The following is a 26,403-nucleotide window of genomic DNA, read 5'->3' on the forward strand; positions in this document are numbered from 1 at the left end:
TATGAACACAGCGACAGAAGCCAATTTTGACGGCTTAGTGGGCCCAACCCACAACTACAGCGGCCTATCTTTTGGTAACGTCGCTTCATTGAATAACTCGGCACGTCCATCCAATCCAAAAGCAGCGGCAAAACAAGGCTTAGTAAAAATGAAAGCCTTGGCTGACATGGGATTTGTTCAAGGTGTACTCGCGCCACACGAACGCCCACATATCCCAACGCTGCGCCGTTTAGGTTTTTCTGGTAGTGACACAAATATATTAGAACAAGCCGCTAAACAAGCACCCAAGCTGCTTGCTGCGGTTAGTTCTGCGTCTTGTATGTGGACAGCCAACGCTGCAACCGTATCGCCAAGTGGTGACACCAGTGACAAGCGAGTGCATTTCACGCCTGCAAACTTGGTAAATAAATTCCATCGTTCCATCGAACATGAAACCACTGGCGCGATTTTACAAGCGACCTTTAAAGACGAAAAACATTTCGCTCACCATCCAGCGTTGCCTAGTGTCGATCACTTTGGCGATGAAGGGGCAGCAAACCACACACGTTTTTGCCATGGTTATGGCGAACAAGGCATCGAGTTCTTTGTGTATGGAATGGAAGCCTTCAACAACAGCGCGCCACATCCGGCTAAATTTCCAGCTCGTCACACTTTAGAAGCCTCTCAAGCGGTTGCCCGCCGTCATGGATTATCCCCAGAACAAGTAGTTTACGCACAACAAAATCCAGACGTCATCGATGCTGGTGTTTTCCACAACGACGTGATTGCCGTAGGTAACCGCAACGCGCACTTTTATCACCAAGAGGCTTTCTTAGATACCGCTAAGATGAAGCAAGACTTACTAACAGCTTGGGGAGATAGAGCGTCTAAGCTACACCTGATTGAAGTTCCGAGTAATGCCGTATCAGTACAAGACTGTATTCAGTCTTACCTGTTTAATAGCCAGTTATTAAGCCGTGACGATGATGACATGGTCTTAGTTGTACCGGGTGAATGCGAAAACAATCCAGCGGTTTGGGCGTATTTAAATAGCCTAGTTGTTGGTCAATCGCCGATCAATGAGATCAAAGTCTTTGACCTCAAACAAAGCATGAGCAACGGCGGCGGCCCAGCTTGCTTACGACTTCGTGTTGCCCTCACGCAAGCTGAGCAAGCGGCAATTAATCCATCGACACTGATGAATGACACCTTGTTTGAGCGTTTAAATATCTGGGTAGATAAGCATTACCGGGATGAACTGCATGAAAAAGACCTTGCCGATCCGCAGCTGTTAATCGAAAGTCGCAACGCATTAGATGAATTAACTCAGATAATGCACTTGGGAAGTGTCTACGAATTTCAAAGATAGTCTCGAACAACCCCACTCTAACCCTATACTTGAAGATAAGGGGCTTCAGCTCCTCCCCCTGCTAAGGGGGAGATTGGGAGGGGGTTATCTCTTAAAAGTGCTCGCCATTCTCGTAATAATCTTTGCCCTGTAGATCATGAAACAAAACGGTAATGTCTTGGCCACTATCAACCAATGGTCTAACCAACTCTTCAATGATTAACGCTACTTTGCGCTTTACTTCATCGCCTCTATCAAACCACAAAACATCAAAGAATGGATAAGCTGGAGAAGCGCCGCCGACCGCAAGATACGTCGTTGCTTGATACTCAAGGGTAAAATGTGAATTAGGCGTATCGGTAATTTCAGCTAAGTTTTCTATCAGGATATCTGCGATAGACTCTAATTCGTCAAAAGCTAGTCCACGAACACGTAAATGAGGCATATTAATCCTTAGTCGATATCAACAATTTAGCAGTAAATAATGCCTGATTTACTAACCTTCATCCACATAATCGAATGAACGACTTTCAATCACTTGGCCATCCTGAACGACATCAACACTCCATTTACCATCAAAACCAGGCATTAATCGTTTACTTGACCATACTCGCCAACGGTCACCACCTATATCAAATCCTATATCAGCTTGATCTTCGCCATCCAGTTTCCAACGATGAATAACTTGGCTGCCAGACATATCACGTAAATCAGTAAAGAAATACACTCTTTGTATTTCGCCATATTCTACTTTTACAGTGGGCCCAATATCATCAATCGGCTCTCGATCTACAACATCTGTTGAAAATTGAGCACGAGCCACTGTACCTTCAGCCCAAGCTGGTAAAATCATCGCAAACGATAAAATACCAGCCAAAGCAACTTTAGTTAACGTTTGCCACATATTAAAATCCTATTGTACTTGTATAAAAATGTTTGCATTAAAAATGCGTGAAATAGCCATTTTCTCGCCGACCTTAATTTTTATTTAACTCTTCTTTAGAGACGAATATAACCATAAAGTTAGCTGAAAACTGTGTAAAAGAAACGAGAGTTTTGTGTAATTTTGCAAGCTCTCTCGCTTCTTTTGTGTCAAACAATAACTAACTTTCTGTTGAGGCTTTCTTTTTAGACTTTCTTTTTAAGGAATATATGTGGCTGAAGTGAATACTTACTTTGCTTGACGATCCGCCAAGGGCGTTGAAAAAGTATATTCCATATCCCAAGGAAAACGTATCCACGTATCTTGGCTTACTTCGGTAATAAAAGTATCAACCAATGGCTTACCAGCAGGTTTTGCGTAAATGGTCGCAAAATGAGCTTTAGGCAACATTTCACGTACTTTTGCCGCAGTACGCCCTGTATCAACTAGATCATCAATCAAAATGAAGCCTTCACCGTCGCCTTCTACGCCTTTCAAAACGTTCAGCTCACCTTGCTTCATTACTCCATCGCCTTTCTCGCCGGCACCGTAACTAACAATACAAATCGTATCAATCAGGCGAATATCCATTTCACGACATAAAATAGCCGCTGGCACTAAGCCGCCACGAGTAATCGCAATAATTCCCTTCCAAGGGCCTTGCTCAAGCAAACGCCAAGACAAAGCACGAGCATTCCTATGTAACTCTTCCCAAGATACCGGAAAATCTTTTGAATAAGGGGTCATCAAAGCTCCTACGCCTTTCGCTATTGGATATGATTTCTCAATTATGTTCTAAAGAGGAATAACATAATACAAGAAAAGATTGAGTGGAAATAAAAGATCAGCATTTTAGCGGTAATGGTAGTCCCGCCGCAACAAAAGTTACCCGATCGGTCAATTTAGCTAGCGCCTGATTCATTGCGCCAGCCTCATCGCCAAAACGTCTAGCAAGTGCATTCATCGGCATAATACCTAAACCCACTTCGCTAGACACCAGAACCAAATCCCCTTCGAATGCTTCAACCGCTTTTAGTAGCGCTTGTTTTTCCTCTTGCAAACGAGTTTCATCTTCTAGGCACAATAAGTTCGTCATCCATAAGGTAAAACACTCAACAATGACTGCTTGATCAGGTGAATTAAGAGAATTTAAGACACTTGCCAATGCTAATGGCTCTTCTATCAATTTCCATTCACTTGGTCGGTTGTCTTTATGCAAGCGAACACGATCCGCCATATCCTTGTCCCACACTTGGGACGTCGCCACATAACAGACTGGTTTTCCGCAAGCAGCTATTTGTTCTTGAGCGAAAGCACTTTTACCACTACGAACGCCACCTAAAACGAGATGCTTCATGCTAGCTCTCGGCCTCCCTCTGTTTTCAATAAACGAATCAATGCGCTATTTAAAGCATCCATTTCACGCAAAGCCGGTAATGCCACACGAATCCAACCTTCGCCTAAGCGAGTATGAACACCGACTTGATGCAACATTTCAAAAACTTGCGCTGCATACTCATGACTATCGAGAAAACAAGTCACAAACAGCGGACTCAATACATAATCTTGAGAATCAAAAATAGTATTGAATTTTGGCATCACACGTTCAACAAAGGCAGCTTGTCGTACTTTTAAGCCTTGCAAAGCTTGAGACTGCCAAGCTTTATCAGCAAAGGCTAATTGCACCAAATACAGGCTCGCCGTGGCAACAGGCCAAGGTCCAAGCAAATTATTTAGCGCGGCTTGCCATTTACTGGCACAAAAAGCGAACCCAACACGAGCTCCTGCCAAACCAAAAAACTTACCAACCGATCGCATAATAAAAAGCGACTCACTCAAATCTGAACTATTTTGGTGATTCAATAGGCTTAATTCAGGACAAGCATCGATGAAAGCCTCGTCTACTACCAAACTCGCGCTTTGTTGCTCCGCATGAACAATTAACTGAGACAAAATCTTGGCAGATGCGATTTCTCCCGTTGGGTTATTCGGCTGAATCACCACAGCAACAGCCCATTCTTGCTCTAATAACTCCTCTAAAGCATCGTAATAGGCAATATCAAAGCCCCACTTTTCCCAAGCAAAAGCATGTTCCTGATAACCAATACGAGGCACAAAAACTGTTTGATTTGCGACGAGCTGAGTTGAAGACTGACAAGCCAGCAACATCGGCGGCAGAGACTCAATAATATGCTGCGAACCCGCGCCAATTGCATTGGGACGACGACCAAAATAGCGCTCGGCTTCGTCTAGTAAATCCGCTTGATCGGGTAAATCCATCCACAAGGAAGGCGCTATTTCGGGAATCGGCCAAGGTTCACGATTGCATGCTGAAGATAAATCCAACCAATTTAACGCCTTGCTGCCAACCTTACGTTGCCAATAAGCTAAATCGCCACCATGCTTCGGCGGCGTGCTTTCTAGATTTGGAGCATTTCCTAAACTTGAAGTGCTGTCTAACTTCGAAAATTTTAGACCAACAGACATATAACCAATCCCCATAAAAATACGCTTTTATCCACCAGCCAAATTGCTTCTTTTAAGTGATGAGGAGTCGGTACATCACCTTCCCCCAGAATCGGTCTGGTTTCTACTTTTCCAAAATACGGCGCTTCGCCACCCAACTGAACGCTTAATGCACCAGCGCCCGCTGCCATCACAGGGCCAGCATTAGGGCTTTTCCAACGAGCAGAAGGACGTCGCGCACTACGAATAGCCGCATGCCATTTGCCACAAGCCGCATAGGTATAAACAACCAGACGAGCTGGAACATAATTCAGCACATCATCAAAGCGTGCCGCAAACCAACCAAAATACAACAAGGATTCTGTTTTGTAGCCCCACATGGCATCAAGCGTATTGGCAAGGCGATACAAAAGCACACCAGGCGCACCGAAGATCAAAAACCAAAATATCGGAGCAAAAATCGCGTCACTGCCATTTTCTAATACCGACTCAATACCCGCTTTCGCTACTGCCGATTCATCTAAATTTTGAGTATCACGGCTTACGATATAACTCACTGCGCGGCGTGCTTCATCGAGCTTCTCTTCTGATAATGGCGATGCAGATAAAGGCTGATAAATCGCCAACGCATGTTCACGTAAACTCTGCCAACCAATGGCAAAATACAACACCAACACAGACAAAAGAGTATCCAACCAGTTTGGTAATAGCCAAAACAAAGCCAATAAAATCAGCAACCAAGGCAAAACCGCCACCAGCCAAGCCAACATACCAACCATTCGCTGACGAGATTGCGAAGCCTCTAAGGGCAATTGGATATGCTTGCGACAAAGATCCACCCAGCAACCAAACCAAATCAAAGGGTGCCAACTTTTGGGCTCACCTAATAAGCGATCAAGCACCAAAGCCGATACTAAAATCAAACTGGTGCTGGAAGAAAAAGCTAAGAAGTTATCAAAAAAGGCATCAATAATACTGTCTAAATAAGAAAGGATCATAAATATAGGTCGTTTTTTCACTTAACAAGATAAGAAGGTAAGGTAGAATTCTATCACCTTATTGATTTGAAGCGTGATGATACTGAATGCCAGCCTTTAGTTTAATGATCCAAGGAACCACCTCGGACGCCGGAAAAAGCACCTTAGTCACGGCATTGTGCCGTTTATTCGTTCGTCGAGGTATTCAAGTCGCGCCATTCAAGCCACAAAATATGGCATTAAACAGCGCTGTCACGCAAGATGGCAATGAAATAGGCCGAGCCCAAGCTGTGCAAGCCTATGCCGCGGGGCTTGAACCACACGTGGACATGAACCCGATTCTGCTTAAACCCAACACAGACACAGGCGCGCAAGTCATCATCCAAGGCAAAGCCGTGGGTAACATGAATGCGGTTGGTTATCACGAATACAAAAGTATTGCCAAAATCGCCGCGCTGGATTCTTATCATCGCTTAGCCGAACAATACCAAGCTGTTTTAATTGAAGGCGCTGGCAGCCCAGCGGAAATTAATTTACGCGCTCGCGACATCGCCAACATGGGCTTTGCCGAAAGTATTGATTGCCCAGTCATCATCATTGCAGATATCGACAAAGGCGGGGTTTTTGCTCACCTCGTTGGTACTTTAGACTTGCTCAGCCAAAGCGAGCAAGATCGAGTCATTGGCTTTGTGATAAACCGCTTTCGTGGCGATATTAGCTTATTACAGTCTGGCCTTGACTGGCTCGAAGAACGCACTGGAAAACCCGTTTTGGGGGTGCTCCCCTTCTTAAAAGGTTTCCACTTAGAATCCGAAGACGCCGTCGCCAAAAGCCCGATCAAAGCCGACACCAATGCCAAGCTAAACATCGTCATCCCTATTATGCCGCGTACTAGTAATCACACAGACTGGGACGCGCTACGCCTTCACCCTGATGTTCAAGTTACACTGGTTGGTGCGAACGAAAGCATTCCACCAGCGGATCTAGTGATCCTACCAGGTAGCAAAAGCGTGCAAAGCGACCTCGCCTTTTTGCGACAAGAAGGTTGGGAAGACTATCTGAACAAACACCTAAGATACGGCGGAAAAGTCATTGGGATTTGCGGTGGCTATCAAATGCTCGGCGAGCAACTGCTCGATCCGCTGGGGCTAGAAAACCAACACGCCAACACACAATCGGCTGGATTTGGCTTTATACCAATGGAAACCGTCCTTAAAGAAGAAAAACAACTTAAACAACGTCATGGACAACTTGCCTTTTCAGGCAGTTCATCCCGCTCTTCAAACAATTACGCAAAAGTCACTGGCTACGAAATCCACTCTGGCGTGTCGAGCTTTTCAGCCAATACGACAATAAACCACTTTGCTCTCTTAGATAACGAACAAAACAAAGAAAACGGCGAACAAGAAGGCTACATATCAGAAGACGGCAAAATCATCGGCACCTATCTTCATGGCGTATTTGACCACCCAGAAGCCCTGCAGGCCTTACTAAACTGGGCAGGCGTCAACCAAGCGGCCGCATTCGACTACGACCAATACCGAGACAGCGAAATCAACCGACTCGCCGACAGCACCGAACAAAATATGGACATCGATGCATTAATTAAACAGTGTCGAAACTTCCAGCAATAAAAAAGCGAGCCATGGCTCGCTTTTGTTGATTCCAATGAAGAGAAACCAGTGATTAACTCAAGGCTCTGGAGTGATGTTCTAGGTGATCGTCGATGAAGCTGGCGATGAAGAAGTAGCTGTGATCGTAGCCCGGTTGACGGCGTAACGTGATCGGGTGTCCAGCTTTTTCACAAGCAGCTTCTAGAGCTTCTGGTTTTAGTTGTTCTACCAAGAAGTTATCAGCTTCGCCTTGATCGATAAACAAAGGTAAGCGTTCACTGGCATTCTCTATCAGCAAAGTCGCATCCCATTCGTTCCAAGTGGCTTTGTCTTCACCCAAGTATCCGGTGAAGGCTTTTTCGCCCCAAGGACAGTTGGTTGGATTCGCAATTGGTGCAAAAGCCGAGACTGATTGATACATACCTGGATTCTTCAGCGCGCAAATCAAAGCGCCGTGACCACCCATTGAGTGACCAGAGATAGAACGCTTGTCAGTCACTGGGAAATTCGCTTCAACCAAATGCGGCAACTCTTGCACCACATAATCGTACATGTGGTAGGTATTCGAATAAGGCTCAACCGTCGCATTGATATAAAACCCTGCAGCGGAACCGAAATCGTAGCTTTCATGTTCGTTCGGATAATCCGTGCCACGTGGGCTGGTATCAGGACAAACAATGGCCAAACCTAATTCTGCCGCTTTACGAAACGCTCCTGCTTTCTGTGTGAAGTTCTCATCGTTACAGGTCAGACCTGACAACCAATACAAAACAGGGACTTTTTGCGTTTCTGCTTGTGGCGGCAGATAAATAGCAAAGGTCATTTCGCTTTTCACTGACAAGCTTTCATGCTTATAACGCTTCAACCAACCGCCGAAGCTTTTGGTGCTGGATAACAATTCCATAGCTGTCTCCTTAGCTGTGTTAAAAAAGCCCGCTTAGCGGGCTTATCAAAACGGTATGATCACGATTATTTATCGAAAAGAATAACTGTACGAATACTCTCACCTTTGTGCATCAAATCAAACGCTTCGTTGATTCTCTCAAGCGGCATAGTGTGTGTCACGAATGGGTCGATTTCGATCTTGCCGTTCATGTAGTCTTCTACGTAACCAGGCAATTGGCTGCGACCTTTTACGCCACCAAAAGCAGAGCCTTTCCAGACTCGACCGGTTACCAATTGGAATGGACGAGTAGAGATTTCTTGGCCAGCACCAGCAACACCGATGATGATGGATTCGCCCCAACCTTTGTGACAACACTCAAGCGCTTGACGCATTACTTGAACGTTACCAATACATTCGAACGAGTAATCTACACCACCGTCTGTCATATCAACGATAACCTGCTGAATTGGCGCATCGAATTTCTTCGGATTGATGCAATCAGTCGCGCCGAATTGTTTCGCCATTTCGAATTTAGATTCGTTGATATCGATAGCGATAATGCGAGAAGCTCCTGCCATGCGAGCACCTTGGATAACCGACAAACCAATGCCACCCAAACCAAAAACAGCAACCGTTGCGCCTTCCTCAACTTTCGCTGTATTTAGTACTGCGCCAATACCTGTCGTGATACCACAACCTAGCAAGCAGACTTTTTCTAGTGGCGCATCAACGTGAATTTTCGCCAAAGAAATTTCAGGAACCACACTGTATTCAGAGAAAGTAGACGTACCCATATAGTGATAAATTGGCTCGCCATTGATGCTGAAACGGCTGGTGCCGTCTGGCATTAGGCCTTTACCTTGAGTAACACGAACCGCTTGGCAAAGGTTAGTTTTGCCAGACTTACAGAATTTACACTCGCCACATTCTGCTGTGTAAAGCGGAATAACGTGATCGCCCACTTTAAGCGTCGTTACGCCTTCACCTACCGCTTCAACAACACCTGCACCTTCATGACCTAGGATGGCAGGAAAAATGCCTTCTGGATCTTCACCAGATAAGGTGAACGCGTCTGTGTGACAAACGCCTGTTGCCACCATGCGAACAAGCACTTCACCTTTTTGCGGATCCTGAACGTCAACTTCTTCGATTTTAAGTGGTTGGCCTGGACCCCAAGCAACAGCAGCTTTACATTTCATAGCGCACTCCAATGTGTATATTGATTCATTTTCGATTCAACTAGTGTAGTCGTAAATGATTACAAGGATAATCTCCCATTTGGAAAATGATTATTGCTATATGGCAACAATCATTTTTTACTTTATTAAAAATGCGCTAATCTAAGGGTTTCGATTGCAGGATAATGAGATGAAAAATTGGGAAGCCATGGAAGCCTTTGTCGAAGTCGTCAGACAAGGTAGCTTTTCAGCGGCAGCGATTAAGCTCGGCGTGTCGGCGTCTCATATTAGTCGTTTAATCAGCCAACTCGAAGCGGAGCTTGGTACGACGTTGTTGTTTCGAACCACAAGGCGTATTCGTTTAAGCGATGCTGGTGATTTATATTATCAACATTGTCGTGGCTTGCCTGAAGCACTGAGTAGCGCCGAGGAAGTAATTTCCACCCTCAACCAAGCGCCAGTTGGCCCGTTCAAAATGACCTGTGCCACTACCTTTGGCGAACGCTACATTGCGCCATTGATGAACGATTTTTTATTGCACCACCCAAAAATAGAGCTGGATTTTCACCTCACCAATCGCTCGGTAGATTTGATCGAAGAAGGATACGATCTGGCTATTCGCATGGGGGCAATGAAGGATTCTAGCCATTTGTCACGCCGTTTGTGTGATAGGGTCGAATACCTTTGTGCGTCACGAGAATACATAGATCAGCACGGCATGCCGCATACATTAGCCGAATTGAACAAACACCGATGCTTGATCGGTTCCAAAAATCATTGGCTGTTTCAACAAGATGGACAGCGCAAAGAAGTAAAAGTCGGCAGCCAATGGCGCAGTAATTCAGGCCCAGCCTTATTAGATGCGGTTCGTAAAGGCTTAGGTATCGCACAATTGCCTGATTATTATGTTACCGACGATCTCGCCAGCGGCAAGCTCATTACCTTGTTAACACAATATCAATATCCATACAGCGGCGTTTGGTTGGTTTATCCGAAAGTGCGGCAACCATCACCGAAGTTACAAAGTATTTGTGATTATCTGATTCAGCGTTTTAAACAAGATCCACCATTTGCCAAATAACCCACGTATGTTTAAATACGCACCACATACTCACTCTTAAGCATCATTAAGCGAAGCCCATGTTTTCACAAGAAGATCTAGTTCAAGTTGCTCGTCAAACTATGCCATTTGGTAAATACCAAGGTCGTGTTTTGATTGATCTACCGGAAGCCTATTTACTCTGGTTTGCTCACGAAGGCTGGCCGAATGGCAATCTAGGACAATGGCTACAACTGGCGTTAGAAATTAAAATTAATGGATTGGAAAAGCTGGTCGATCCATTGCGTAAACCGACCGAGAAAAAGCCTAACGAGCCGAAAGTTCGCATTCGTTTTGATGATTAGTTTTTTCACGCAAGCAATCTAAGAAGGCCGACGAGTATAGAGCAAAATGTCGCCTTCTTGCTCTGTGTCTTGCTTTAGAACAAAGCCAGCACGTTCTGCTACTTTCATCGAGGCAATATTACCTACCTTAACCAGTGCCACTAATGGTTCATCGAAGTAATGCACCAATTTAGATAACATTTGATGGGCAAATCCTTTTCCGCGCGCTTCTGGTGCAACAGTCCAAGATAATTCCCACGCATTTTCCACGCGATCCGCTCGACAAGTTCCAACCGCTACACCATTAACTTCAGCAATCCACAAAAGCCTTTGTTTGGGCTTATTTTTTTCAGGTTTGTTTTGTTCAGGAAAGTCCAATGACGCTTCAAGCCAAGCAAGGTGTGACTCAAATATAACTTCATCGCTATTATGAGACCCTTTGCGGGTGTCTGGATCATTACGCCACACGAATAAATTTTCGGCGTCTGCCATCTCTGCTGGTCGTAAATTTAATTGGTCTGTCATATCGTACTTCGCCCATTTTATAGCAATTGTCCTTTCTCACCGACAACAGCTTACAGCGAGTATACACTTTAAACATGCCTCTCTCGCACTATTCTACATTCTGAAATAAGGTACGGAAATTGCTTAAATTTTTGAATCTTAAAAACATGCTATACACATCTTTTTTTCTAAAAACCGAACTGGAAAGCACACTAAATGGATATCAGAATCGACAATTTATCTGGCCCAGAAATAGAACAATTACTCACAGAACACCTCGAAGACATGTTTGCGGCATCACCGCCTGAGTGCGTTTTTGCATTAGATTTAAACGGATTAAAAAAACCGAACATTACCTTCTGGACGGTTTGGGAAGATAGCCAATTGCTAGGCTGTGGAGCGCTTAAAACGCTAGACGAAACACACGCTGAAATTAAATCTATGCGTACCACCAGCGCCGCTCGCAACAAAGGCGTTGCTTCTACCCTACTTCGTCATATCATCGATGCAGCCAAGCAAAAAGGGCTCAATAAAATCAGCTTAGAAACAGGATCACAAGACTTCTTCGCGCCAGCAAGAAAGCTTTACACCAAACATAACTTTACTGAATGTGGGCCGTTCTCCGATTACAAACTTGATCCTTACAGCGTATTTATGACCAGAAGCCTTTAACTGTGCCATTGTTCCATTACAGTCTGCTTCATTAATTTTGCCATCTGTGCATTACGACTGCTCAATAACAGCGTTAGACTTTATAGATTCAAGATAAAAACTAAAGGACGCAGAATGAAAACGATCGGCATTATTGGCGGAATGAGTTGGGAATCCTCAGCTTTGTATTACAAAAGCATCAACGATTTGACCAAACAAAAACTCGGCGGCCTGCATTCCGCTAAGATCGTTTTATCCAGTGTCGATTTTGCTGAAATTGAGCGTTTGCAACATCAAGGCGATTGGCTGCAGTTAGGAGAAATCCTCGCGGCAGAAGCCAAACGCTTGGAGCAAGCTCAGGTTGATTTCATTCTTATCGCGACCAACACCATGCACAAGGTGGCGAATGTTGTTCAAAATGCGGTGAAAATTCCTTTACTGCATATTGCCGATGCCACCGCTAAGGAACTCGTTAAACAAAAACATCAAAAAGTTGGGTTTATCGGTACTCGCTATTCGATGGAAGAAGACTTTTATATTAAGCGATTAGAAGAGCAATATGGTTTAGAGGTAATCACACCATCGAAGCAAGACAGGGACGACATACATAGAATTATCTACGAGGAATTATGTCTCGGTAAAATTCTTCCTGAATCGAGACAAATTTATATCGACATCGTTAATCGACTTCAAGCAGCCGGAGCCGATGCCATCATCGAAGGCTGCACGGAAATCACCCTATTATTAAAACAAGAACACGTTACTGTACCTTTATTTGATACTACTTACATTCACGCTAAAGCCGCTGTGGATGAGGCGTTAAACGCCTGATCGCCTTATGATTTTTTTATCAATACCACTATCACTACACTTAGCTTCTAGCCGACATTCAAAAACGCCTTAAACGTATTTGGGTTATCGGCTAGAAACTTATTACTTAATGTCCACTAGCCGCTTTTTTCGTAAAGAATATAAAGGGTGTCAGAACTAAAAATAAGACTGTCAGCATAGTAAAGAGGTCAATGGTTGACAGCATTAACCCTTGTGACGTGACTGTTTGATTAAAGCTCATCAGGCTTGCTGTGCTTGGGTCTTGCAGTTGCTGTGACACAATAGGGTTATATTGCGATATGTTTTCACTTAATACTGAATGATGGGCACTTGAGTTACGGGTCCATATCCAGGCGGTTAAAGAAGACGAGAAGCTAGCGCCAAGGGTTCGAATAAAGGTAGACAAAGAGGCGCCATCCGCGATTTCAGGACCATTTAAGTCTGACATCAAGATCGTAGTCATTGGCATAAAAAATAAGCCGATGCCAATTCCCATAAACAACTGTATAAGTGCGATCGTCGTAAAATCGACCTCTAAATTAAATAGAGTTCGCCAATAACAACTTATGCCAATAACCAAAAATGAGCTTGCTGCTAACCAGCGCATATCGAGTTTATTGCCGAATTTACCCAGAAACGGCGACATCAACAATGGTAAAACCCCCATTGGAGCTGCGGCTAATCCTGCCCATAATGCGGTATAACCCATTTGAGTCTGAAGCCATTGTGGAAGAATAAGGTTAATACTGAAAAATCCGCCATACCCCAATGTCAGTAATATAGTGCCGACACAGAAATTTCGATTAGCAAACAAACGAAGATTGATCGCTGGATGGTCGTCTGTTAACTCCCAAATCACCATAAAAGTCAGCATGATGGCAGCAAAAACAGCCCCAGCAATAATCCAATTATTGGAAAACCAATCTAAATCATTGCCTTTGTCTAACACGATTTGCAGTACACCAACACCAAGCGCCATGGTTGCTAATCCGATGATGTCTAATTTCGGTTTGGTTTTCTGCTGAGGCCGGTCTTTAAACTGCGCAGAGATAACAACTATCGAGAAAATCCCTACTGGAATGTTAATAAAGAAAATCCATGGCCAACTGTAGTTGTAGGTTAACCAACCGCCAAGTATGGGACCCACAATGGGGCCCACTACGGCGACCATGCCTATTAAAGAGAGAGCCATTCCCCGTTTCGCGCGCGGAAAAATAGACATCAAAAGCACCTGACTCATTGGAAACAAAGGTGCTGCTGTTAAACCTTGTATAGCGCGAAATAAAACCATTTCAGTCATGTTTTGCGCTATACCACATAAAAATGAGGTAATAATAAAGCCTAGCAAGGCTGCAATATACAGCTGTACTTCACCAAATTTTCGGCTTAACCAAGACGTGATTGGTAAGCCAATCGCAAGACAAACGGTAAAGGAAGTAATAACCCAAGTACCTTGGTTAAAACTCACGCCCATATTGCCTGCGATAGTCGGCAGAGCCACGTTTGCAATTGTGGTATCTAGCACTTGCATAAACACGCCCAGCGAGATGGCAAAGACACACAGAGCCATATTAGCTGGGCGAAACCCTTCTTGTTGACTCATAGACAGCCCTTACTACTTGTTTGTCGATGCATGACTAAGCTGGACATCGTTGTCTTTAATAATTTGACTGATAATCTGTTGAATATTTTCCATAGGCTTATCATAAGCATTAGTATCAAAACGCGGCTTTTCAGGGCTGATGGTCGATAACAACTTACCAGACGTGTTTGATGTATCCACATCAACATTCATGGATAAGCCAATGCGTAAAGGATGGCTCGTAATATCATGGGTATCTAACTTAATACGGACAGGTAAACGCTGAACAATTTTAATCCAATTACCTGTGGCATTTTGTGCAGGTAAAACAGAGAACGCACTGCCAGTACCAATCCCTAAACTTTCCACTGTTCCATGAAAAACTACCTCGTCACCATAAAGGTCACTTATCAAAGAAACTCGTTGGCCAATACGCATGCTATTTAGTTGGGTTTCTTTAAAATTAGCATCTACCCAAACATCATTAAGTGGGACAACCGCCATTAAAGTTGAACTTGGTGAGACGCGTTGCCCCAATTGTACTTGGCGACGAGCCACATATCCGGTGACAGGAGCGACAATGTCAGTGCGTTGTTTGGTTAAATAAGCCTGCTTCACATCCGTAATCGCGGATTGAACAATTGGGTGAGTTTCTACGGTAGTGCCAGATATCATGGAAGACTGAGCTTTCAATTGCTCGATAGCAACAGCCAGTTGAGTTTGAGCCGAATCGACCATGTCTTTTGCGTGGCTTAGGTCTTCTTGAGACAAACCACCTGCTTTGACCATATTTTTACGACGATCATAATCTCTTTCTGCTTTATGTAAGGCAATCTTATTGGCATCGACAACGGCTTCGGCTTGCGTCACATTATTAAACATAGCTCTTACTTGACGGACCGCTTGGGCTAATTTTGCTTTAGCATTTTCATACTCAAGATCAGCATCGGCTTTATCAAAACGTACTAAAACTTGTCCTTTTTCGACAAAGTCACCGTCATCTGCGGTAATTTGTGTAACAGTACCAACTGTTTCTGGCGTAATAGAGACGATATTGCCTTCAACATAAGCATCATCTGTTGTTTGATTGCCAACCACAAACGATTCGTAGTACCAAGCGGTTCCGATTGCACCCAATACAACAATACCGAAAAGGATTATTAGACCCTTCTTACGCTGGTTTTTCTTTGGTGCCGCTGTGTTTTCAACGTTATCTTGCATAATTTTGTTCACCATTATTGTTTAGAAACAGATGTCGACTGGCTATCTTCAAAACCACCACCTAGCGCTTCAATAAGCACAACTTGTTGTTCTTGAAGTTGGTTTTTTAACTGAGTTGTTACTGACTCTGCTTGTAGTAATTGATTTTCAATGAGTAAAACTTCAAGTTGACTACCCATTCCAGATTGATAACGTTTTTCTGTAATGTGATAACTTTTAGTTACTAGCTGAAGGCTTTGTTCTGCGTCTTGTATTTGTTCATTGATGGATTGAATAGATAAAACACTATCCGTTACGTCCCCGAAGGCTTTAACAATCGTCTTATTGTATTGAGCGACCGCGGCATCATAAGAAGCAGTTTGGTCAATCAAGTTGGCTTTCAACCCTTGCGTAAACAAAGGCAAAGAGATGGCGGGCCCAACACTCCAAGAACGACTTTCTTCGCCAAACATAGAGTCACCAGCAATCTTTTTAAAGCCAGCCGATGCACTTAAATTAACATTTGGATAAAAACGTGTTTTAGCAACTTCAATATTTTTGTTTGCCGCTTCAACGCGCCATTTAGCTGCGACAATGTCTGGGCGATGGGCAATTAAATTAGCAGGTAATTGTTCCGGAAGATTAAGTTTGGTGCCCATGTGTGCATCAGGTCGATTAATTGTATTAGCGAGATCAGGACCCGCTCCAACTAACGTTGCCAAAGCATTTTTTAATAACTGAATAGACAGAGTGCGGTTTTTTAGTACTTGTTTTGCTGAGGCTTCATTACCCTGAGCTGTGTATAAGTGATCGTCTGATGTTAGGCCATTTGATAATAACTGCCGCGTAATCGAAACGATACGCTGAGTTCGCTCTAGATCTTCTTTTGCTAAATCTTCTAAAGAATAGGCATTAGCAAGCTGTATGTAGATACGAATAATGGCTGAAGATAAATTTATTTTTGCCGCTTGATGATCTATCTCAGCGGCTTTTTGATCATTAACGCTAGCAATCCATGCGGCCTTATTGCCACCCCATAGATCAAAAGAGTAGTTCATATTTAAGCCAAGATTATAGACGGTTCCATACTTATTACCTTGGTAACTATAATCTTCCACACGAGACAAACGAGAGCGTGTAACACCCGCATCGGCAGATACGACAGGATCAAATTTGCTGTCTGCAGACATAACAAAAGCCGATGCTTTTTCTAAATTTGCATTCGCCATTTGGATGTCAGGACTATTTTTTAGCGCCTTTGCTATCAGCTGGTTCAGTTGGGAGTCTTCAAGAGATAACCACCAAGATTGACTTGGCCAATTCGACGAGTACAAGTTCTTCGTATCTAAGTTACTCGCGTGGCTTATTAATGACTCATCATCCATGGTGTTGTGCGTTTTAATACTGGACGGTGGCGCACAACCATAGAGAAAGTATAACAACATAAAGGGAGTGATTTTCACCAGCTTTAACATTTTTCATCCTTCTTATTAGACAGATGGCACTCTTCTGAAAGAGAAGAGCTGACAATTTTGCTTAAGCAATGTAGTAAGTTTTGCTTTTCTTCCGTCGTTAAACATTCAGTTAAATTATTAATAGCGGCCTGAGCAAGAGGGAGCGCACGAGATGTCACAACTTGTCCAGTGTCGGTTAATTGAATCAGAACAGAACGACGATCATCAGGATCAGCGATTCGTTGAATAAAATGTTTTTTCTCTAATCTGTCCAACATTCGAGTCATTGCACCGCCATCCACACCCAAGGCCTTGCTAATATCGGAAGAGCGTTGATTATTCGATAAGTAGAGTCTAAACAACACTTTAACTTGGCCTGATGTAATCTCTTCCTCGACCAGATATTGATCAAGAAAACGATCTTTTATCTGATTGGTTTTGCCGAGCAAAAAACCAATATTGCTAAATAAAAGCTCATGAGAGTCTTGGGGGGGTTGTGTCATGATTAACCTAGTCAAAGAGATATAAATTTAATTGCCTAAACAGTATTTGCCTATGCAACTAAATTATTCCACCATGAAAACAGTCAGTCAATATTTAGTGTCCGCTTATTTTATAGACAGATGAGGATTTATTATTTTGTGCACATTCAGTAGTACGTAAGGAAGAGTTGATGTATTGATAGCGATAGATACTTGAAAAATATTCTTTGCGTCGATCAAAGCGAAAGAAATGCTGACATGAGGATTTCAAAGTAACAAAAAAGCCAGCACGAAGGCTGGCTCGTTTTCGTTATTTGGTAAGGGAACAACCAAATAAGGAAACCTTATATATCCTGTACTAGATCCCGCCGTGAGTTAACTTAGCTGGATCTAGTAAGGCAAGTAATTCCTCTCGACTTAGGTCGGTTTCTTCTTCAGCCACATCGACCACTGGACGACCTTCTTTGTAGGCTTTTTTCGCAATCTCTGCGGCTTTGCCATAACCGATAATCGGATTAAGTGCGGTTACCAAAATAGGGTTACGATGCAATGCCTGATTCAATTTATCTTCATTCACGGTTAGCGTCGCAATAGCATTATCTGCTAAAAGCTGGCCGCTGTTTGCCAATAGCTTGATGCTGTTTAGCAAATTTTTGGCAATCATTGGCAACATAACGTTCAATTCAAAATTACCCGATTGACCGCCGATAGTAATCGCCGCGTCGTTACCAATAACTTGTGCCGCAACCATAGCCGTGGCTTCTGGGATCACGGGATTCACTTTGCCCGGCATAATAGACGAGCCAGGCTGCAAGGCTTGTAGAGAAATTTCGCCTAAACCAGCTAATGGACCAGAGTTCATCCAACGCAGGTCATTGGCAATTTTCATGTAGGTCACTGCAACTGCTTTTAACTGTCCAGATAAGGCGACGGCCGTATCTTGCGAACCAATCAAAGCGAAAAAATTATTACCCTTGCTGAAAGTGACATTTGTTAGATTAGACAGCTCTTTGGCAAATAGTTCAGCAAATTCTGGATGAGCATTAATACCGGTTCCAACCGCCGTCCCGCCTTGGGCAAGCTGAGTGGTTTTGCTTTCAAGATAAGTTAGGTTATCGATATTGTCTTGTAGTTGTGCAGCCCAAGCATGAAAAGTTTGATCCAATCGAACCGGCATAGCATCCATCAGATGCGTTCGGCCTGTTTTCGTATAACCCGCAAGCGCAGTACCTTTTTCAAGAATCGTGTCTTTTAGATGAACTAATGCTGGAAGCAGATGACCGGTTAACTCTAACGTCGCGCTGACATGAATCGCACTTGGAATCACGTCGTTGCTGCTTTGACCATAGTTCACATGATCATTTGGATTCACCGCTGAACCATTTACCTCTGAACAATAGTACGCACTGGCTAATGTGGCGATCACTTCATTGACGTTCATATTCGAGCTGGTACCTGAGCCCGTTTGGAAAACATCGACGGGGAAATGCTGCATCAGATCGTCGGCATTTAATAGTTCGTCACAGGCGTTTTGAATCGCTTTAGACATTTCCGGTGTAATGCATTCTAAAGATTCATTAGCTCGTGCAGCCGCTGCTTTAATTAAGATAAGAGAGCGAATAAAGGCTTCAGGCAGTGGCTCATCGCTAATCGGAAAGTTATTAATAGCTCGCTGGGTTTGGGCGCCATAAAGTGCTTTTTCAGGAACTTCTAATTCGCCCATACTGTCTTTTTCAATACGCATTTTCATTAGTAAATAAAGTCCTTATTGTTCGAAGGAAGAAATAAAATAATGGCTCAGAATCCGTAAATTATGCTCCATCTTGAAGTAATTCTTAGCATCTTGATACGTTACAATTAAATGCTTGAGATGTGACAAGGGCAAATACACCTTATCTAAACAAGTCTGACGCCAGTGAGGTGCGATACTTGTATCGCAAACCGTATCCAGCAAGACATTGAACACTCTTTGATGCAGTAAAGTCGCATCGGTAATATTCAATCGCTCAGCGTACTCTTCTGTTAGGTTCAAATAATGATAGAGCACTTCTGGAGAGTCTGCACACTGCCCTCCTTGAATGGTCTGCTCGAGCACTGAAAATGGCACTAAATAATGACTCATCGCTTCGCCCTCTAAAATTCCAAAACACAAAATATAAATGATAACTATTATCAATAATGTGCATGAAAGCCAGATCTGTCAAGCAGTTGATAACGATTCTTATTGATTTTTAATATTTCCTGCGATTACTTGATTAAAATCAGCCAATTGCTAGCACCAAAATGCAAAAGCCCCTGCTACGTCATCCGTAACAGGGGCTTTTAGAGATTACTCTATTCAACACTCAAAGAGCTTTCCTCTTAGTGGTGATGACCACCTATACCGTGCGCATGACCATGAGCAATTTCATCGTTCGTTGCTTCACGAGAGTCAACGATTTGAATATTGAAAGTCAAATCTTTGCCGGATAATGGGTGATTCAAATCAACAGTGGCGTGTTTCAAACCTACTTTAACAACAGTCACCTGACGCATACCTTTATCGGTTTGCACCATAGCAACCATACCAGCTTTCCAGCGTTTCGCGCCTTGTAAATGTTTTACAGGCACTTGTTGCTGACGATCTTCATGACGCTCACCGTAAGCATCAGCGCAAGCAACAGTCACTTCAAACTCATCACCAACTTCTTTTCCTTCCATTGCTTTTTCAAGCCCTGGAATAACATTGCCATGACCATGTAAATAAGCCGCGGCGTCTTTACCCGCAGAGGTTTCGATCAACTCTTCGCCATGACGCAAAGTGTAGTGAAATTGAACGACTTGATTGTCTGCAATCGACATGCTGTTTCCTCATTTTTAATTCAACGATTAAGCGTCAGAGCTTAGTCCATCTGGTTCTATAGTATTAGGGCATTATAGTGACTTCGCAGAAACTTACCTAGACCCGTCTTATCTAAAATATAGAAAGCTCTAAGGAATCTTCTTTAATGATGATGTCCTTCACCAAAGACGCAGCGGTTTTTTCAAACGGAGAATGGTTCAGCACATACACAGGGTGTTCATCAAAATACTGCACCAGTGCCTTTTCAAAATCATCATGCAAAGATCCTAAAGTGGATCGCAGCATTTTGTCGTTAAAGCTTGAGCCTTCTACCTCAATTTGGGTGATTTTTGGCGCGACCAAGTACAGGCGATCTTCTTCGATCCGTACACCGGATTCAAAAGAAGGATTTACCCGAGCTGACAATGAAAATATCTGGCCAAACGCGGTTAACGTCCCGGTCATTTTACTAATCATCTCAACCAGCACTAAACCGCCATCACGTTCAGTAAAGTCGATATGTGCAGATGTCACAACAAGATCCAAATTGAGAGTATTACTGTCTAAGGTAAACTTGATATGATTTTCTTGTGGCTGCGCAAGTTGCTTAGCAACTTCTTTATTCACGTCATCTTCGCTCACACGAAAACTATTGCAACCAGCCAAAAGCACAGAAGTAGATATCAAAATAAGGGTTACAAAAGTACGAGTAAATCGCATTATTCTTCCCCAATTGTGTTGGTATTCATATCACGTTTTTCATACCAGAATATCATAAAGTCCTCGATAACTTTTTGCTCTATTTCAACCGCTTCATCAGTTGGACAAAACAGTGAAATACTAAAAACATTATAACCTTCAACTGTCGTGGTGATACGAACTCGCGGCTCAGGGCCGGATATTTTGATGTCCAAGCGTTTCTCAATAAGGCTGTTATAGCGTATCGCAACGTCATGAAAATGTTCACTGTACTCGCGAATTTTTTCTAAGATTTGCTCTTTTATCGTAAACAAATTCACGTCATCAGCACTACGAGAGATAGAAAAAGTATGAGTAACATAACGGCGCATATAATTCAGATTTTGCACTGTATGCAACAACAAAACGCTATTTGGAACCACAGTCGTACGGCCTGTGTAAGTGTAGCTACCGCCTTTTAAGTCGACTTCAAATAAGGTTGTCGATAGCCAGTCGCTGTCTGTTACTTCCCCTTCATAATTAGCGATACGTATCCAGTCACCAACCTGATATGGACGTGTGCTAGCACGATAAAACGCACCAACAATGCAAGCGATAAACTCTTTCGTTGCAATAACCAATGCCACCATGAAGGCGGCGATTGAGATCGCTAAATTTTGTAATTCTGATGACCAAATGAGAACCAGACCGACAACCAAAAGCAAATTAAATATATTATCGACCGTATTAATTCTTTGACGTTTTTTATCGTGTTCTGTCTTTTGATGAAGTCGAATAGCGCGCTTAGTATAACGTCGAACAATGTAAGACAATAAAATCCAAGCGACTGTTAAAACAATCTCAACATGATCCATTAAAATGGAAAAGTCTAATTGGGAAAAATCAACAGGCATAAAAAGTGTTTCCTTTATTAAGCCTACTACTTTAACAATCATTGCTAGGATCAACAAACAAAAGCACTAGACAAACAATGAAAAATAACTGTATATTTATACAGTATTATTTTTCACGAGGTGGATTATGCCTGTAATTATCAAATATGTTGTAGAACGCGATGGAATCGAAAAAATGACGTTTACTTCAAAAGCGGAAGCCGATGCGTACGACAAATTGTTGGATACTGCTGAAGCGCTATATGAGATTTTGGATCAAAGCGAACTAGCTGGAGACCATAGCCAAAAGGAAGCGCTTTCCATGTATCTCGCACAGAACAAAGACTCTATTTTGGACGTCTTTAGCAACAAAAAGAAAAGTCCTCAGAAACCTAAAAAAACGAATAAAGCATCCAACGCACAGCTTGATCTAGCAGAAGCGGCACCTAAAAAAGCGCTGGAAGATCTAGTGATAGAACCCGATGAAGATGTGGTTTATGAGGAAGACGAAAGCACGGTTGTGTTTGATGACGAGATAGTCGATTTTCGTGAAAGTGATGCTGCGTAATGCCGCATCCCTTTCGTTACTACTCCAAAGCTAATAATGGTTCAAATAACTAATGGCCTTTGTTAGCGCGAATTTTATACTGCGTTTTACAATAACCACGAGAAATATCAGGATTGCGTAACGCCAGATGTTTACTCGCACGCCCAGATACTCTAGCTCGCCAATTTTTAAAGGCCTTAGATTTTAGATTGCTGCGCATTAACAAAATAACTTCAGGCTCAGAAAGCCCATAAAGAGTTTGAATAGCTTCAAATGGCGTGCGGTCTTCCCAAGCCATTTCGATAATTCTTGACTTGTCTGGAGTTAAAATATTGTCTGGAGTCAAAATATGCCCTTAAGTAATAACCATGATGAGACTTATACGAAAGGCTTCAATCAACAGATCACCTATTTTTTGGCAAGATGAGCTTGTCGGACCAACCAATCGAAAAACACAGTCGCAGCACCATGCAATTCAGCACCAGATCGTCGTACTAAATAAAACGATTCACTGGCTTCAACGCCTTGTCCAAACGGCGCGACTAGTTTTCCCTCATTCAACATGTCTTCAACCATAGAAGAACGCGCCAAGGCAACACCTTGCCCAAGTTCTGCCATGCGTAATGTCGAGACAAGCGTATCGAATTGCATGCCCACTGACGAATCAACACTATCCACACCCATTATATTCAGCCAATAGCCCCACCCTTCTTCGTAACCGATAACATGCAGAAGCGAATGATTCGCTAAATCCGCTGGCTCCAGCAAAGGTGATCGCGCCATCAATTCAGGTGAACAAACAGGCACCAAGCGATCCCAAGTCAGTCGCTGCGAGATCAATCCTGTCCATTCGCCATGTCCCCAGCGAATTTCCATATCGTCTTCATCGTCTAATGCTTGTACCCAAATATTGCTCACATAGCGAATATCATACTGAGGATAAGTTTCACTAAAATCAGCCAGTTTGGGCGCTAACCAGTGAGAAAAGAACGACAAGCTACCGCAAATTTTGATGGTTTGTTTATCATGTTGGGTAAAGATCTCGTTCGTGCCGACAGCTAAACGAGAAATGGCGTCTTTTACCACGGGAAAGTAAGAACGCCCTTCTTCCGTTAAACTCAAACCACGCGGTAGACGTTTAAATAACGACACGCCCAAATGGCTTTCCAGCAAACGAATCTGCTGGCTAACGGCACCTTGAGTTAAGCACAACTCTTCCGCTGCATGAGTGAAATTAAGACATCGAGCCGATACTTCAAAGGTATGCAGCCAATTTAATGGAGGAAGGGATTTCTTATTCATGATGAATATCCAAAAAAGGAGAGAATCTTGACCAACAATTGTGGCCAAGATTTGTCATCAAAACTAGAGAACTTGACCAAGGAAACGCTGTAGACGCGGATTGTCAGAACTAAAGAAGCGCTCAGGGCTTTCTTCAAAAACTAACTCGCCCTCTTCCATGAACACTACGCGATCCGCTACTTCACGAGCAAAGCCCATTTCATGGGTTACCACGACCATGGTCATGCCATCGCTGGCGAGGCTTTTCATAACGTCCAGCACTTCCCCAACCATTTCTGGATCAAGGGCACTGGTTGGCTCGTCAAACAGCATAATTTTAGGGTGCATGGCCAACGCTCTTGCTATTGCCACACGCTGCTGCTGACCACCAGACAAATGCGATGGATAGTTATTCATGCGTTCAGCTAGACCTACTTTTTTGAGTAGCTCACGGCCTTCTTGTTCCGCTACAGCACGAGGCTTTTTCTTCACCTTAATCGGAGATAAAGCCACGTTACCAAGCGCCGTTTTGTGTGGAAAAAGATTAAAGGACTGGAACACCATGCCCACTTCTTCGCGTACTTTATTGATGTTGGTTTTCCTATCGGTCAAACTTACTTCATCAATATGAATCGTGCCATCAGAAATGGTTTCCAACTGATTCAAAGTACGTAAAAACGTCGACTTACCTGAGCCACTTGGCCCAATAATCACTACGACTTCACCACGATTAATATCGAGAGAAACGTTTTTTAATGCATGACAGCCATTCGGGTAAATCTTTTCAATATTACGAGCTTGAATGATGCTCTTATCGGTCATATTAGTCACTGGCAGATAACCTCTTTTCAAGACGCTGAATGGCCCAAGACAAGGCGCCAGTTAACACTAAGTACATAAGCGCAACGGCAAACCATACTTCAAATGGCGCAAAAGTAGAACTCACCACTTCTCGGCCAGCCTTGGTTAAATCAGTAATGGAAATTACCGATACCAAAGACGAGTCTTTAATCAGGTTAATAAACTGTCCAGCCATTGGCGGTAGAGTACGCTTAAACGCCTGTGGCAAAATCACATTAACCATGGCTTGAACGTAATTCATTCCTAAACTGCGTGCCGCTTCCATTTGACCGGGGCTAATTGACTGAATACCAGAACGCACGATTTCTGCGATATAGGCGCCAGTAAACACAGACAAGGCTGCCACACCTGCAGTAAAACGATCTAGATCCAACACGGTGCCAATAAAAAAGTAGAAGATAAAAATCTGTACTAATAATGGCGTACCACGAATAAGTTCAATATAAGTAACAGATAAATAACGCAATGCAGGATTAGTCGATATACGAGCCAAACCAGCAAACAACCCGATAACCACAGCAAAAACTAACGACACCACAGACAATTGTAATGTCATCACTAACCCCCAAGTCAGCGGGCCAATATTCCAGTTTTCTACTTCGACAAGAGGATCACCTTCAAACACTAAATCGCCATTATTAACCAGCAAGTTATCAAACTTTTTAATTACTAACGGATCGTCACCATAATCGGAAGTCACCACCAGCTTATTACCTTTCTCCATTGTGGCTGTGCCATCAAAGGGAGATCGAACCGTCGTGGCTTCGGTGTTAATGATGTACTGCGGAATACGTTCCCAGCGCCAAGTGTAGTCAATACTTTTGCTACCAGCATAAATGCCAAAGCCAAGTCCTATCATGATTAGAACAAAGACCGCTTTCCACAAAAGTAGATGAGGTTGTTTTTCCATCGATGAGAAGTTCCCCGTCGTGTTTTTTAAACTCAAAGAAGAGTCAACAAAAAGTGGCGCTACACTGCGCCACTTTTTGTTGATAACTATATTACTGAACGTTGCTGATCCAAGAGCTACTAGCAAACCATTTTTGATAGATCTTGTCATAGGTACCATCGCCTTTGATTTGCGCAAGGTAATTATTCAAGAAATTCATGAAGTCTGGGTCACCTTTACGAATCGCAAAACCAAGTGGCTCATAGGTGAAAGACTCGTCTAAATGCAGTACTTTGCCTTCATTCTGAGCAGAATAGATAGCGTTGTAAGGCAGGTCATAAACAAAAGCATCAGCATTGCCATTCACCACTTCAAGCACACCTTCTGATTCTGTTTCAAACAGATTCAACTTAGCGTTGCTCATGTATCTTTTTACGGCGTAATCAGATGTCGCACCCAATTTAGTCGCTATGGTGTATTTAGCATCGTTTAAATCACGGTAGTTGGTAACTTTACCTTTTAGCTTAGGACTTAAAAGAATCGTCTGACCCACAACAATGTAGGGATCGGTAAAGTTCACTTTCAAGTTACGCTCAGGTGTAATCGTCATACCAGAGATAATAATGTCGCACTTGTCAGTCAACAACGCTGGAATGATGCCATCCCATGCCGTGTTACGAATATCTAATTTTACGCCCATTGCTTTTGCCATAGTTTTCGCAATATCTACGTCGAAACCAACAATGTCACCTTTTTTATCGCGCATATCAAAAGGCATGTAACCAGCTTCAGCACAAACGCGAAGCTCACCACGGTTAAGTACTTGGTTTAATGTAGACTTTTCCCACAGATCATTGTCTGAAGCTGATACCAACGTTGCGCTACATAGAGCCAATGCACTAATAAATATTTTTTTCATTCTTTTATGTCCCCAATTTTTGAAAAAACAAACCCTAATCTGTTTTAAATGCATTACT

At 43.1% G+C, this 26,403-nt stretch carries 30 protein-coding genes; 7 read left to right on the top strand and 23 right to left on the bottom strand.

Annotated features, from left to right (window positions below; genetic code table 11):
- Position 1 precedes the first annotated feature (1 nt).
- Positions 2 to 1,348, top strand: a complete 1,347-nt coding sequence (astB, locus tag CCS02_RS18260; RefSeq protein ID WP_100637378.1) for an N-succinylarginine dihydrolase — start codon at positions 2 to 4, stop codon at positions 1,346 to 1,348.
- A 91-nt stretch (positions 1,349 to 1,439) separates the two neighbouring features.
- On the opposite strand, the gene CCS02_RS18265 is transcribed toward astB, so the two are convergent.
- The 6 genes from CCS02_RS18265 to cbiB form a co-directional block, all read right to left on the bottom strand.
- Positions 1,440 to 1,772, bottom strand: coding sequence for a DUF1904 family protein (locus tag CCS02_RS18265; protein ID WP_012071338.1), 333 nt, complete (start codon positions 1,770 to 1,772; stop codon positions 1,440 to 1,442).
- A gap of 51 nt (positions 1,773 to 1,823) precedes the next feature.
- The gene (locus CCS02_RS18270) at positions 1,824 to 2,231 is read right to left on the bottom strand and encodes a DUF2914 domain-containing protein (protein WP_072840651.1); all 408 of its coding nucleotides are present in this window, start codon (positions 2,229 to 2,231) and stop codon (positions 1,824 to 1,826) included.
- 267 nt (positions 2,232 to 2,498) lie between these two features.
- Positions 2,499 to 2,996, bottom strand: coding sequence for a xanthine phosphoribosyltransferase (gene gpt, locus CCS02_RS18275; RefSeq protein WP_012071340.1), 498 nt, complete (start codon positions 2,994 to 2,996; stop codon positions 2,499 to 2,501).
- 97 nt (positions 2,997 to 3,093) lie between these two features.
- Positions 3,094 to 3,606 carry a bifunctional adenosylcobinamide kinase/adenosylcobinamide-phosphate guanylyltransferase gene (gene cobU / locus CCS02_RS18280; protein ID WP_100637379.1) on the bottom strand — a complete coding sequence of 171 codons (513 nt, stop codon included), beginning with the start codon at positions 3,604 to 3,606 and terminating at the stop codon, positions 3,094 to 3,096.
- A complete protein-coding gene (locus CCS02_RS18285; protein WP_100637405.1) occupies positions 3,603 to 4,736 on the bottom strand; it encodes an aminotransferase class I/II-fold pyridoxal phosphate-dependent enzyme in 1,134 nt (377 codons plus the stop codon). The genes cobU and CCS02_RS18285 overlap by 4 nt, the downstream gene beginning before the upstream one ends.
- Complete coding sequence (gene cbiB / locus CCS02_RS18290) at positions 4,721 to 5,713, bottom strand: adenosylcobinamide-phosphate synthase CbiB (RefSeq protein ID WP_100637380.1); 993 nt, start codon at positions 5,711 to 5,713, stop codon at positions 4,721 to 4,723. The genes CCS02_RS18285 and cbiB overlap by 16 nt, the downstream gene beginning before the upstream one ends.
- Positions 5,714 to 5,799: 86 nt before the next feature.
- Between cbiB and CCS02_RS18295 the strand changes: the two genes are divergently transcribed.
- Positions 5,800 to 7,326 (top strand): cobyric acid synthase, encoded by a 1,527-nt coding sequence (locus CCS02_RS18295; RefSeq protein ID WP_100637381.1) that lies wholly within the window; start codon positions 5,800 to 5,802, stop codon positions 7,324 to 7,326.
- 52 nt (positions 7,327 to 7,378) lie between these two features.
- On the opposite strand, the gene fghA is transcribed toward CCS02_RS18295, so the two are convergent.
- Positions 7,379 to 8,209 carry an S-formylglutathione hydrolase gene (fghA, locus tag CCS02_RS18300; RefSeq protein ID WP_072840655.1) on the bottom strand — a complete coding sequence of 277 codons (831 nt, stop codon included), beginning with the start codon at positions 8,207 to 8,209 and terminating at the stop codon, positions 7,379 to 7,381.
- Positions 8,210 to 8,274: 65 nt separating this feature from the next.
- Positions 8,275 to 9,390, bottom strand: a complete 1,116-nt coding sequence (locus CCS02_RS18305) for an S-(hydroxymethyl)glutathione dehydrogenase/class III alcohol dehydrogenase (RefSeq protein ID WP_100637382.1) — start codon at positions 9,388 to 9,390, stop codon at positions 8,275 to 8,277.
- Positions 9,391 to 9,559: 169 nt separating this feature from the next.
- Here CCS02_RS18305 and CCS02_RS18310 point away from each other — a divergent pair, with 169 nt between their 5' ends.
- The gene (locus CCS02_RS18310; RefSeq protein ID WP_100637383.1) at positions 9,560 to 10,450 is read left to right on the top strand and encodes a LysR family transcriptional regulator; all 891 of its coding nucleotides are present in this window, start codon (positions 9,560 to 9,562) and stop codon (positions 10,448 to 10,450) included.
- A 59-nt stretch (positions 10,451 to 10,509) separates the two neighbouring features.
- Positions 10,510 to 10,773, top strand: coding sequence for a DUF3820 family protein (locus CCS02_RS18315; RefSeq protein WP_072840658.1), 264 nt, complete (start codon positions 10,510 to 10,512; stop codon positions 10,771 to 10,773).
- Between the two features lie 18 nt (positions 10,774 to 10,791).
- Here the strand turns inward: CCS02_RS18315 and CCS02_RS18320 are convergent, their stop codons facing one another.
- Positions 10,792 to 11,277 carry a GNAT family N-acetyltransferase gene (locus CCS02_RS18320; RefSeq protein WP_072840659.1) on the bottom strand — a complete coding sequence of 162 codons (486 nt, stop codon included), beginning with the start codon at positions 11,275 to 11,277 and terminating at the stop codon, positions 10,792 to 10,794.
- Positions 11,278 to 11,472: 195 nt separating this feature from the next.
- Between CCS02_RS18320 and CCS02_RS18325 the strand changes: the two genes are divergently transcribed.
- Together CCS02_RS18325 and CCS02_RS18330 are read left to right on the top strand one after the other, a co-directional pair.
- Positions 11,473 to 11,928, top strand: coding sequence for a GNAT family N-acetyltransferase (locus CCS02_RS18325; RefSeq protein ID WP_100637384.1), 456 nt, complete (start codon positions 11,473 to 11,475; stop codon positions 11,926 to 11,928).
- A 114-nt stretch (positions 11,929 to 12,042) separates the two neighbouring features.
- Positions 12,043 to 12,738: an aspartate/glutamate racemase family protein gene (locus tag CCS02_RS18330; RefSeq protein ID WP_100637385.1), complete on the top strand. Its 696-nt coding sequence runs from the start codon at positions 12,043 to 12,045 to the stop codon at positions 12,736 to 12,738.
- 106 nt (positions 12,739 to 12,844) lie between these two features.
- Here CCS02_RS18330 and CCS02_RS18335 read toward each other — a convergent pair whose 3' ends face one another.
- The 9 genes from CCS02_RS18335 to CCS02_RS18375 form a co-directional block, all read right to left on the bottom strand.
- Positions 12,845 to 14,341: a DHA2 family efflux MFS transporter permease subunit gene (locus tag CCS02_RS18335; protein ID WP_072840662.1), complete on the bottom strand. Its 1,497-nt coding sequence runs from the start codon at positions 14,339 to 14,341 to the stop codon at positions 12,845 to 12,847.
- Positions 14,342 to 14,353: 12 nt separating this feature from the next.
- Positions 14,354 to 15,541 carry an efflux RND transporter periplasmic adaptor subunit gene (locus CCS02_RS18340; RefSeq protein ID WP_198515421.1) on the bottom strand — a complete coding sequence of 396 codons (1,188 nt, stop codon included), beginning with the start codon at positions 15,539 to 15,541 and terminating at the stop codon, positions 14,354 to 14,356.
- Positions 15,542 to 15,555: 14 nt separating this feature from the next.
- Positions 15,556 to 16,995, bottom strand: coding sequence for an efflux transporter outer membrane subunit (locus tag CCS02_RS18345; RefSeq protein ID WP_100637387.1), 1,440 nt, complete (start codon positions 16,993 to 16,995; stop codon positions 15,556 to 15,558).
- A complete protein-coding gene (locus CCS02_RS18350) occupies positions 16,989 to 17,477 on the bottom strand; it encodes a MarR family winged helix-turn-helix transcriptional regulator (RefSeq protein WP_072840665.1) in 489 nt (162 codons plus the stop codon). The genes CCS02_RS18345 and CCS02_RS18350 overlap by 7 nt, the downstream gene beginning before the upstream one ends.
- A 337-nt stretch (positions 17,478 to 17,814) precedes the next feature.
- Positions 17,815 to 19,206, bottom strand: coding sequence for a class II fumarate hydratase (locus tag CCS02_RS18355; protein ID WP_100188309.1), 1,392 nt, complete (start codon positions 19,204 to 19,206; stop codon positions 17,815 to 17,817).
- A 15-nt stretch (positions 19,207 to 19,221) separates the two neighbouring features.
- The gene (locus tag CCS02_RS18360) at positions 19,222 to 19,578 is read right to left on the bottom strand and encodes a hypothetical protein (protein WP_072840667.1); all 357 of its coding nucleotides are present in this window, start codon (positions 19,576 to 19,578) and stop codon (positions 19,222 to 19,224) included.
- A 239-nt stretch (positions 19,579 to 19,817) separates the two neighbouring features.
- Positions 19,818 to 20,297, bottom strand: a complete 480-nt coding sequence (locus tag CCS02_RS18365) for an FKBP-type peptidyl-prolyl cis-trans isomerase (RefSeq protein WP_100637388.1) — start codon at positions 20,295 to 20,297, stop codon at positions 19,818 to 19,820.
- 112 nt (positions 20,298 to 20,409) lie between these two features.
- Positions 20,410 to 20,997 (bottom strand): DUF1439 domain-containing protein, encoded by a 588-nt coding sequence (locus CCS02_RS18370; RefSeq protein ID WP_100637389.1) that lies wholly within the window; start codon positions 20,995 to 20,997, stop codon positions 20,410 to 20,412.
- A complete protein-coding gene (locus tag CCS02_RS18375) occupies positions 20,997 to 21,869 on the bottom strand; it encodes a mechanosensitive ion channel family protein (RefSeq protein WP_100187572.1) in 873 nt (290 codons plus the stop codon). Before CCS02_RS18375 ends, CCS02_RS18370 begins: the two co-directional genes overlap by 1 nt.
- Positions 21,870 to 21,996: 127 nt before the next feature.
- Here CCS02_RS18375 and CCS02_RS22575 point away from each other — a divergent pair, with 127 nt between their 5' ends.
- On the top strand, positions 21,997 to 22,416 hold the full coding sequence (locus tag CCS02_RS22575) for a YebG family protein (RefSeq protein ID WP_072840671.1): 420 nt from the start codon (positions 21,997 to 21,999) through the stop codon (positions 22,414 to 22,416).
- A 49-nt stretch (positions 22,417 to 22,465) separates the two neighbouring features.
- On the opposite strand, the gene CCS02_RS18385 is transcribed toward CCS02_RS22575, so the two are convergent.
- From CCS02_RS18385 to CCS02_RS18405, 5 genes are all read right to left on the bottom strand, one after another.
- On the bottom strand, positions 22,466 to 22,744 hold the full coding sequence (locus CCS02_RS18385; RefSeq protein WP_440137621.1) for a TIGR03643 family protein: 279 nt from the start codon (positions 22,742 to 22,744) through the stop codon (positions 22,466 to 22,468).
- Positions 22,745 to 22,803: 59 nt separating this feature from the next.
- Entirely contained in the window at positions 22,804 to 23,697 is an 894-nt protein-coding gene (locus CCS02_RS18390) for a LysR substrate-binding domain-containing protein (protein WP_100637390.1), read from the bottom strand.
- A 63-nt stretch (positions 23,698 to 23,760) separates the two neighbouring features.
- The gene (locus CCS02_RS18395; protein WP_072840674.1) at positions 23,761 to 24,498 is read right to left on the bottom strand and encodes an amino acid ABC transporter ATP-binding protein; all 738 of its coding nucleotides are present in this window, start codon (positions 24,496 to 24,498) and stop codon (positions 23,761 to 23,763) included.
- 1 nt (position 24,499) lies between these two features.
- A complete protein-coding gene (locus tag CCS02_RS18400) occupies positions 24,500 to 25,597 on the bottom strand; it encodes an amino acid ABC transporter permease (protein ID WP_232728913.1) in 1,098 nt (365 codons plus the stop codon).
- On the bottom strand, positions 25,539 to 26,345 hold the full coding sequence (locus tag CCS02_RS18405; RefSeq protein ID WP_100637391.1) for a transporter substrate-binding domain-containing protein: 807 nt from the start codon (positions 26,343 to 26,345) through the stop codon (positions 25,539 to 25,541). Before CCS02_RS18405 ends, CCS02_RS18400 begins: the two co-directional genes overlap by 59 nt.
- Positions 26,346 to 26,403 lie beyond the last annotated feature (58 nt).

This window comes from Marinomonas sp. ef1 (genome assembly GCF_002806845.1).
Classification (GTDB): Bacteria; Pseudomonadota; Gammaproteobacteria; order Pseudomonadales; family Marinomonadaceae; genus Marinomonas; species Marinomonas polaris.